The sequence below is a fragment of the Caulobacter sp. CCH9-E1 genome (genome assembly GCF_001556515.1).
Lineage (GTDB): Bacteria > Pseudomonadota > Alphaproteobacteria > Caulobacterales > Caulobacteraceae > Caulobacter.
Map to the genome: position 1 here is coordinate 1 of NZ_LSJA01000255.1, position 9,136 is coordinate 9,136.

Sequence of the window (9,136 nt, forward strand, 5' to 3'; positions counted from 1 at the left end):
GGTTCGTCGTGGTCAGGGCGCCGACCTGGCTGGCCGACAGGCCGCCGATCTGGGTAACCGACAGCCCTTGTGTCTGAGCCTGGCTCAGGGCGCCGACCTGGGCGGTCGTCAGGGCGCCGACTTGGGTCGCCGACAGCTCGCCGATGTCCGTCGTGGTCAGGTTCTTGACCTGCGTCGTCGTGATCGCGGCGATCTGGGTGTTGGTCAGAGCGCCGACCTGGGTAGCGGTCAGCGCCGACAGGTTGGTGGTCGACAGATTCTTGATCTGATCGGCCGTCAGAGCGCCGACCTGGGTTTCAGAGAGCTCACCGATGTCAGTGGTGGTGAGATTGGACACCTGGGTCGTCGTCAGCCCCTTGACCTGGGTCGTCGACAGCGCGCCGACCTGCGTCGCGTTCAGGGCGGATAGGGCGCCGTTGCTCAGGGCGCCCAGCTGCGACGGGGCCAGCGCCCCGACCTGGGTCTCCGACAGCTCGCCGACGTCCGCAGCCGTCAGGTTCTTCAGCTGGTTGGCCGTCAGCCCCTTGACCTGGGTCGTCGACAACGCCGCGGTCTGGGTCGCGTCCAGCGCCGAGACGGCCGTGGTGCTCAGGGCGCCCAACTGGCCGGCGCTCAGGGCGCCAACCTGCGTCGCGGACAACTCGCCCACGTCGGCCGCCGACAGCCCGCCCAGCTGGGCGGTCGTCAGACCCTTGATCTGCGTCTCGTTCAGCGCGCCGACTTGCGTCGCGTTCAGCGCAGCGAAGTTTGCCGCGCCCAACGCCCCAATCTGGGTCGAGGACAGAACGGAGAGCTGACCGGTGGAGAGCTGCTGGACCTGCGCCGTAACCAGGGCGCCAATCTGGGCGGCGCTCAGGGCGCCAACCTGGGTGTTGGTCAACTCACCGATATCGGTCGTGTTCAGACCTTTGATCTGATCGACCGTGATCCCCTTGACCTGGGCCGTCGACAGAGCGCCGACCTGCGTGGCGCTCAGGGCCGAGAAGTTGGTCGACGACAGCGCGCCAAGCTGAGCCGTCGACAGCGCGCCGACCTGCGTGGCCGACAGCTCGCCAATGTCGGTGGTGTTCAGATTCTTGAGCTGGGTGGTCGTCAGCGCCGCGATCTGCGTGTTGCTCAGCGCGCCGACCTGCGTGGCGTCCATCGCCGAAAGGTTGGGGGCCGAAAGAGCGGCGATGCGATCCGCGCTGAGCGCCGCGACTTGGGTGGCGGAAAGCTCCGCGATATCGGCGGCCGAGACGCCCTTCAGCTGCGTCGCGGTGATGCCCTTGACCTGGGTCTCGCTCAGTTGCCCGATCTGGGTGGCGTCCAGGCCCGAGAAGTTGGTCGCCGACAGCGAGCCGATCTGCGTGGCGCTGAGGACGGCGATATGGGAGGTGTCGAGCCCGGCCAGTTGGGTCGAGGTAAGGGCCGAAACCTGCTGGCTGGAGAATTGGGTGAGCTGGGTGACGTCGAAGGTCACCGACGCCGCGAACTTGGGGATCTGGGTGGCGGTAAGCGCCTTGACCTGGGTCGCGCTGAGCGCGGCGACCTGAGTGGTCGCCAGGGCGCTGATCCCGGTCGTGCTGATCGCGGCGACCTGAGTTCCGTTGAGGGACTGGATATCCGTCGTCGTCAAACCCTGGATCGCGGTGACCGACAGGTTCGAGATCTGGGCGGCGGAAAGGCTCGAGATCGGCATACATCCATCCCCTGCAGGCAGACGCGCCCTTCTGGCGCGCCTAAAGCAACGTGGAGACGCCCCCCCTTACGCAAGCGTCCCAGCAACAAGCCACACTACGGCCCATCGGCAATAACCTTATTTAGTTTCCAAGTCCTTTCAACGAGACATCCCGACGCAGGCCGCGCCTGTCGCTCGGCAGTCAAACATCGGGTCGCGCCCTAGGAGGTCAAATTGGCCCTAAAGCCTTTCAAGTCAAAGGGATGGTCTATACCTGGATGTTCCGTACACCGACCCGGCGCACAATAAAGATTCGCTTAACAGGCGAGTAAAACCGGGGGTTAAGAAGCCCGCGCCGCTCCAATTCATCCGCAATTCACACGAGCGTCGATTCGTGTTTCGCCTACGCCGCCAGGAGTTCGAAGCTGGCGACGAGGCCGTCGGTCGCGCAATTGGCCAGCCAGACGTCGAATACGCCAGGTTCGACGACCCAGTAGTCATGGTCGCCGACGAACATCAGGTTCTCGCGCCGCAGCTCGAACCGAACCTCGCGTTCGTTGCCAGGAGCCAACGACACGCGCTGGAAGCCCTTCAGTTCGCGGACAGGCCGCGTGCGGCTGGCCACCCGGTCGCGAATATAGAGTTGGACCACATGCTCGCCGTGGACGGGGCCCGTGTTGCGGACCCTGGCGGTGACATGGAGCGTCTCGTCCCAGGCCAGCCTGTCGGTGCTCAGCCGCAGGTCGCTCAGCGCGAACGGCGCATAGCCCAGGCCGAAGCCGAACGGATAGAGCGCCTCGTTGCGGATCGAGCGCCAGCGCGACTTGTACTCCTGGGCGTTCGGATCGGCCGGCGCCGGGCGGCCCGTGGTGCGGCTGTTGTAGAAGAACGGCTCCTGGCCGCTGTCGAGCGGGAAGCTGACCGGCAAGCGGCCGGACGGATTGACCGCGCCGAACAGCACGTCGGCGACGGCGTGGCCCATCTCGCTGCCCAGGAACCAGGTCGCCAAGATCGCCCGCGCGTCGCGGACCGGCCCTTCCAGGGCCAGGGCGCGGCCGTGGCGCAGCAGAACGACGACCGGCTTGCCCGTGGCGGCGATCGCTTCCGCCAGGCGCTGCTGGGCCGGCGGAATGCGGATGTCGGTGCGGGACTTGGCCTCGCCGGTCATGGCCTCGCTCTCGCCGACCGCCAGCAGCACGACATCGGCGGCCTGGGCGGCGGCGACCGCCCGCTCGATCCCGCCGGCGATCGGCGCTTCGACGTCGCAGCCGCGCTCGACCATCAGGCTTCCCGGATCCGCCAGCTGGGCCCGCAGGCCGGTCGCCAGATCGACGTTCAACGCCTTGTCGGCGAAGAAGCCTCCCCAGGCGCCCAGGACGTTGTCGCGGTCGTCCGCGAACGGACCGATCAGCGCCAGACGCTTGCCCGCCCTGGGCAAGGGCAGAAGACTATTGTCGTTCTTCAGAAGCACGATGGACTTAGCGCCGGCCTCGCGGCTCAGGGCGCGCAGCGCTGGCGTGGCGGTGCGCGCCTGCTCAGCGGCGGGATCCAGCGAGCGGTAAGGATTGTCGAAGAGGCCGATCGCTTCCTTCAGCGCCAGCACCCGGCGCACCGAGGCGTCGACCACCGCGATGGGCACGGCGCCCGAAGCGACCAACTCCGGCAGGTAGCGAATATAGAGCCCGCTCTGCATGCTGATGTCGACGCCAGCCAGGATCGCCAGGCGCGCAGCGTCGCGATCGTCGGCGGCGACGCCGTGGGCGACCAGTTCCTGGTCCGAGGTGTAGTCGGAGATGACCACGCCCTTGAAGCCCCACTCCTCGCGCAGCACACCGGTCAGCAGGCGCTTGTTGGCGGTGGCCGGCACGCCGTTCACGTCATTGAAGGCCGACATCACCGTCATCGCCCCCGCCGCGAAGGCGGCCTGGAACGGCGGCAGGTGGACTTCGCGCAGCGTCGCCTCGGACAGCTCGACCGAATTGTACTCAAGTCCCGCCGTCACCGCGCCGTAGGCGGCGAAGTGCTTGGGCGTGGCCAGCATGCTGTCGTCGGCCTTGAGGTCCTTGCCCTGGAAGCCGCGCACGCGGGCGGCGGCCATCACCTCGCCGAGATAGGGGTCCTCGCCCGAACCCTCGGCCACCCGGCCCCAGCGCTGGTCGCGAGCGACGTCGACCATCGGCGCGAAGGTCCAGTGCAGACCCGAGGCGGAGGCTTCCGACGCCGCGGCGCGAGCCGTACGCTCAGCCAGATGCGGGTCGAAGCTGGCGGCCTCGGCCAGCGGGATCGGGAAGACGGTGCGGAAGCCGTGGATCACGTCGGCGGCGAACAGCAGCGGGATCTTCAGGCGAGAGCCTTCGACAGCCGCCTTCTGCGTATCGAGGGCGGCCTGGGCGCCCACGCCGTTCATCAGCACGCCGATCCGGCCGGCCTTGATCTCGGCGGTCAGGGTCTGGGCGTTGCGCAGGTTGACCAGCGGGTTCATGTCGCCGATCGGCGGCCGGATCATGTCGGCGAAGCACGAGAGCTGGCCCGCCTTCTCCTCGATCGTCATCTGGGCCAGCAGGGCCTCGACGCGGTCCGAGGCCTGGGCGAAGGCGCGGGGCGCGGTGACGGCGAGACCCGCGAGAGCGGCGGCGCCGGACAGGAATCCACGCCGGCTCGGCCCTTCCGGGCCGCCGTTCGCCGTCTTCAAAACCATGGAATCCCCCGGGGACGCTTTACGAGGCGCGCAAACTCGCCGCTAAAGCTTTCCCGCGCAACCGCCCAGACCTATTCCGCGGCGATCAGTCCCGCTTCGGCCGGAACCTGGCCGGCGTTATAGGTCTCGAGGTCGAGGATCCCTTCCCGCTTGGCGACGATGGTCGGGACCAGGGCCTGGCCGGCGACGTTCACGGCGGTGCGGCCCATGTCGAGGATCGGGTCGATCGCCAGAAGCAGACCGGCCCCTTCCAGCGGCAACCCCAGGGTCGACAGGGTCAGGGTCAGCATCACCGTGGCGCCGGTCAGGCCCGCGGTGGCGGCCGAACCGATCACCGAGACGAAGACGATCAGGAAATAGTCCGACAGCGCCAGATGCACGCCGAAGAACTGGGCCACGAAGATCGCCGAGATCGCCGGATAGATGGCCGCGCAGCCGTCCATCTTCGTCGTCGAGCCCAGCGGCGCGGCGAAGGCGGCGTAGGCGCGTGGAACGCCCAGGCTGGTCTCCGTCACCGCCTCCGTCACCGGCAAGGTCCCGACCGACGAGCGGGAAACAAAGCCCAGCTGAATGGCGGGCCAGGCGCCCTGGAAGAACTTGATAGGATTGAGGCCGTTCAGGGCCAGGATCGTCGGATAGACGACCAGCAGCACCAGGCCGAGGCCGATGTAGATCGCGCCGGTAAAGGCGCCAAGCTGGCCGAGCGTCGTCCATCCGTATTGCGCCACGGCGTTGCCGAACAGCCCGACCGTGCCGATCGGCGTCAGACGGATGACCCACCACAGCACCTTGCGCACGATCGCCAGGGCCGAGGCGTTGAACTTCAGGAAGGCTTCGCCCGCCTCGCCGACCTTCAGGGCCGCGACGCCGGTCACCAGCGAGATGACGACGATCTGAAGCACGTTGAACGACAGCGAGGTCGTGGCCGCGTCAGCGTCGCTGATCTTCGTGGAGGCCGCCAGGCCCAGCATGTTGCCGGGCACGAGGCCGGTCAGGAAGTCGAGCCACGAGCCGTGGGTCTTGGGCGCCTTGGCCGCGGCGGCCTCGACCGTCGTGTGCAGGCCCGGCTGCAGGATCAGGCCCAGGGCGATGCCGATCAGCACCGCGATCAGGGCGGTGACCGCGAACCAGAAGAGCGTGCGCCAGACCAGGCGCGCGGCGTTCTGCAGCTGGGCGATATTGGCGATGCTGGCGACGATCGCCGTGAACACCAGCGGCGGCACCAGGGTGCGCAGCAGCTGGACGAAGATGGCCCCGACCTGATGCAGGGTCTCGGCCAGAGCGTAGCCGCCCTGCCCTTCGGCCGGCCCGAGCTGACGGGCCAGCAGGCCCAGGCCGAGGCCGATCGCCATGGCGGCCAGGACCTGGACGCCAAAACCACTGATGAAGCGGCTGCTCTTGGGTTGGGCGGCGGCCATGCGCGTTCCTTCGTTCGTCAGACCGTGGAATGTCGTGCCGCGCACTGGGAATTACGACCGAGGTTTTTCGATAGGCGCCTTCAGGAAAACTGTCGGGCAGGAAAACTGTCGGGCAAAAAGAAGCCCCGGAAAGCCGAAGCTTTCCGGGGCGCTTGCAGGCAAGTCTCGAAACGTCAGTGGCCGCCGGCCACCGCCTCGTCCTCGATCTCGTGCGTCGGAGCGTTCTTGGACACCAGCGCGAACCACAGGACGTAGACGTAGCAGATCAGCGGGGCGATGAAGGCCAGCGACTTGGAGCCGGTCATCTCCTCGATCTTGGCGAAGGCCAGCGGCAGGAAAGCGCCGCCGACGATGGCCATGCACAGCAGACCCGAGGTCGCCGAGGCCGGGGCCGACGAGCGCTGCAGGGTCAGGGTGAAGATCGTCGGGAACATGATCGAGTTGAACAGGCCGATCAGCAGCGCCGCGAAGGCCGGGATCAGGCCGGTCGTCATCGGAACCGTGGCGAGGATCAGGTTGATGTCGCCCGTGTGGGCGCTGGGAACCATGTCCTTGGTCAGGATCACGGTCAGGCTCAGCGTGATCGCGCCCACGGCCACGGCCGTCAGCAGCCAATAGTCCTTGAACTTCTTCAGCAGGGCCGAGCCCGCGAAGCGGCCGATCATGGCGAAGACCATGTAGAAGGTCGTCATCTTGCCGGCCTGCTCGGCCGGGATGTTCAGAATGTGCGCTTCTTCCAGGAACAGCAGCAGGTTCAGCGAGATCGCCACCTCGGCGCCGACATAGAGGAAGATGCCGATCGCGCCCAGGTTCGCCCACTTGGACGACAGGGCCGACAGTGGGTTGACGAAGTGGCCGGTCTTAGGGGCGGCTTCGGTGATCTGACGACGCACGAAGAAGATGGCCAGGATGAACAGGGCCAGGCCCGCGCCGATCACGAAATAGACGTTGGAAACGAAGCCCAAGGCCTGCTCGCGCATGGGGTCTGTGATCGTGATCCCCTTCTCGAAGATCTGGCCCTTGAGCAGGAAGTTCGCGCCGAACCACAGGCCGCAGGCCGCGCCCAGCGAGTTGAACGCCTGCGACAGGTTCAGCCGAAACGAGCTGTCCTCGGGACGGCCCATCGAGGCGATCAGCGGGTTGGCGGCCACCTGCAGCAGGGTGATGCCCGAGGCCATCACGAACAGCGCGGTCAGCACCAGAGCGAAGGTGTGCAGCTTGGCCGCCGCGATGGCGATGAAGCAGCCGGCGACGATGCCGCCCAGACCCACCATCACCGACTTGGCGTAGCCGAACTTGGACAGGAAGGCCGCCGAGGGCATCGACATGACGCCGTAGGCGATGAAGAAGGCGAAGCCGGTCAGGCTGGCTTCAACCGGCGTAAGGGTGAAGACCGTCTTCATGGTCTTCAGCAGCGGGTCCAGCAGATTGGTGACCAGCGCCCAGATGAAGAACAGGCACGTCACATAGACGATAGCCAGCTTGGAGCCCCCGCTCTTGGCCGGGGATTTGGCGATCGCGGCGTCGCTCATCGAACGCCTCCGCGATTGAACTTGAGCACCGAAATCACTGGACCACTCCCTAAGCGACGATGTTCGCGAGTCCGTCTTTGCGCGGACGCGCCATTCATTGGAAGCGCGACAACGTTGTCAACCATTTGTATGATTTTTTGCGGTTCCGACGGTCGTTTCGGAACGGAAAACGCCCTCCCCCGCTAGGTCATCGAGAGCGGGAGTTTTCCATGTTGGCGTTGGCGGTTGTGGTGATTTCCGGGGTGTTTGTGCTGGCCGCGATGGCCGGCCTCGCCGACGCGATCGTGTGTCTCGCCTTCGGCGGCGTAAGCCAGCTGATGGGCGAATCGAAGCGCCAAAAGCCGGAGCAGACGCCTGCCCGGAGAATCACCGCCTAGGACCGTGCTCAGGCCGCGGCGCGTTGCGGGGCCGGTCGCTCGACACGGACCGCGGGACGGTCGTAGGCGGCGTTTTCGTCGACGTCCCAGACGTCGTGCCTGCGCTCGCCGACAATGATGTTCTCCGCGGTCAGCACGCCGGTCATCATGGCGCGGTCCTGGTCGCCATAGCGGTGCATGCCGTTGCGGCCGACCAGATGCAGGCCCGGATAGTGCATCTTCAGGTCCAGGCGGATCATGCGGATATGCTCGGCATAGGCCTCGTCATACACCGGATAGGCCTTGCGCTGGCGAGCGACGCACGCGTCCTCGACCGCCTCGATGTCCATCAGGCCGATGCCGGCGATCTCGGCCTTGGCCTTGGCGATCAATTCGGCGTCCGAAAGGCTCCAGAGGGCGTCTCCCTCGAAGCAGAAATACTCCAGGCTCAGCGCCGCCTCGACGCCGTCGGGGACCATTTCAGGCGACCAGGCGCGCAGGTCGCGTACGCGGCCGACCTGCACCGAGGCGTCGTGGACATAGATCCAGGTGTCCGGCGGCGCCTTACGCGGCTTGCCCATCAGCACGACCGTCAGGAAGTCGCGGTACATCAGCTCGCCGGCATGGAAGACGCTCATGGGCGTGGGGCTGATCGACTGCATCAGCTCGCGGACCGGCGCTGACGAAACCACGTTGTCGGCCGTGTAGATCTCCTTGCGGCCGTCGGCGCAGGCGACCGAGACCGTCCAGAGGCGCGCCAGCTTGTCGTAGTGCAGGCCATCGACGCGTCGTCCGAGGCGGACATCGCCGCCCAGCGCGCTGATCTTCTCGGCGCAAGCCTCCCAGACCATGCCCGCGCCCTGGCGAGGATACAGGAAGCGCTCGCTCAGCGTTTTGGTCGGCGCGGCGACCGGCGCCTTGCGGCGCAGGCCCAGCGATCGGCGGACGCCGTCCATGATCGCGGCCCCCAGATGCAGCCCGCGGATCCGTTGGCGCGCCCAATCGGCCGACAGCTCATCGCAGCTCATGCCCCACACCTTCTCGGCGTAGGACTTGAAGAAGGTTGAGAACAGCATCTCGCCGAAATGATTGCGCACCCAGTCGCGGAAGCTCTGAGGCTCCTTGACCGGCTTGACCTTGGCCCAGGCGAACGAGGCCAGGCACTTGGCCGCCATCCAGGGGCCGAGGTTGGCCAGCGCCTGGAAGGCCCTCAGCGGGAAAGCGTAGAAGCGCCCGCGATAATAGATGCGCGAGCGGCGCGGCCGCTCGACGAAGCCCTCGGGCAGGATCTCGCGCCACAGGTCGAGGACTTCGGGATTGCGCGAGAAGAACCGGTGCCCGCCGATGTCGAACTTCAGGCCCTTGTAGTCGAGGGTCCGAGCGACGCCGCCCACACGGGCCGCATCCATCTCCAGCACGATCACGCCCCGCCCGGCCTTGGCCAGGGTGTAGGCGGTCGTCAGACCGGCGGG

Annotated in this window: 6 protein-coding genes; 1 reads left to right on the forward strand and 5 read right to left on the reverse strand. The window is 66.9% G+C overall.

Annotated features, from left to right (window positions below; all coding sequences use genetic code 11):
• The 4 genes from AX690_RS14260 to AX690_RS14275 all read right to left on the reverse strand — a co-directional run.
• On the reverse strand, positions 1 to 1,681 hold a 1,681-nt coding region (locus AX690_RS14260), incomplete at its 3' end, for a beta strand repeat-containing protein (RefSeq protein ID WP_369798217.1).
• Between the two features lie 382 nt (positions 1,682 to 2,063).
• Positions 2,064 to 4,358 (reverse strand): glycoside hydrolase family 3 N-terminal domain-containing protein, encoded by a 2,295-nt coding sequence (locus tag AX690_RS14265; RefSeq protein ID WP_082769674.1) that lies wholly within the window; start codon positions 4,356 to 4,358, stop codon positions 2,064 to 2,066.
• A 71-nt stretch (positions 4,359 to 4,429) separates the two neighbouring features.
• Positions 4,430 to 5,776: a dicarboxylate/amino acid:cation symporter gene (locus tag AX690_RS14270; RefSeq protein ID WP_066683790.1), complete on the reverse strand. Its 1,347-nt coding sequence runs from the start codon at positions 5,774 to 5,776 to the stop codon at positions 4,430 to 4,432.
• Positions 5,777 to 5,949: 173 nt separating this feature from the next.
• Positions 5,950 to 7,308, reverse strand: a complete 1,359-nt coding sequence (locus tag AX690_RS14275; protein WP_066683788.1) for a sugar MFS transporter — start codon at positions 7,306 to 7,308, stop codon at positions 5,950 to 5,952.
• Between the two features lie 209 nt (positions 7,309 to 7,517).
• On the opposite strand from AX690_RS14275, the gene AX690_RS22945 reads away from it, so the two are divergent.
• Positions 7,518 to 7,685 (forward strand): hypothetical protein, encoded by a 168-nt coding sequence (locus tag AX690_RS22945; RefSeq protein WP_156449679.1) that lies wholly within the window; start codon positions 7,518 to 7,520, stop codon positions 7,683 to 7,685.
• Between the two features lie 8 nt (positions 7,686 to 7,693).
• Here AX690_RS22945 and AX690_RS14280 read toward each other — a convergent pair.
• Positions 7,694 to 9,136, reverse strand: a 1,443-nt coding sequence (locus AX690_RS14280; RefSeq protein WP_066730439.1) for an NAD(P)/FAD-dependent oxidoreductase, incomplete at its 5' end; no start/stop codon positions are given.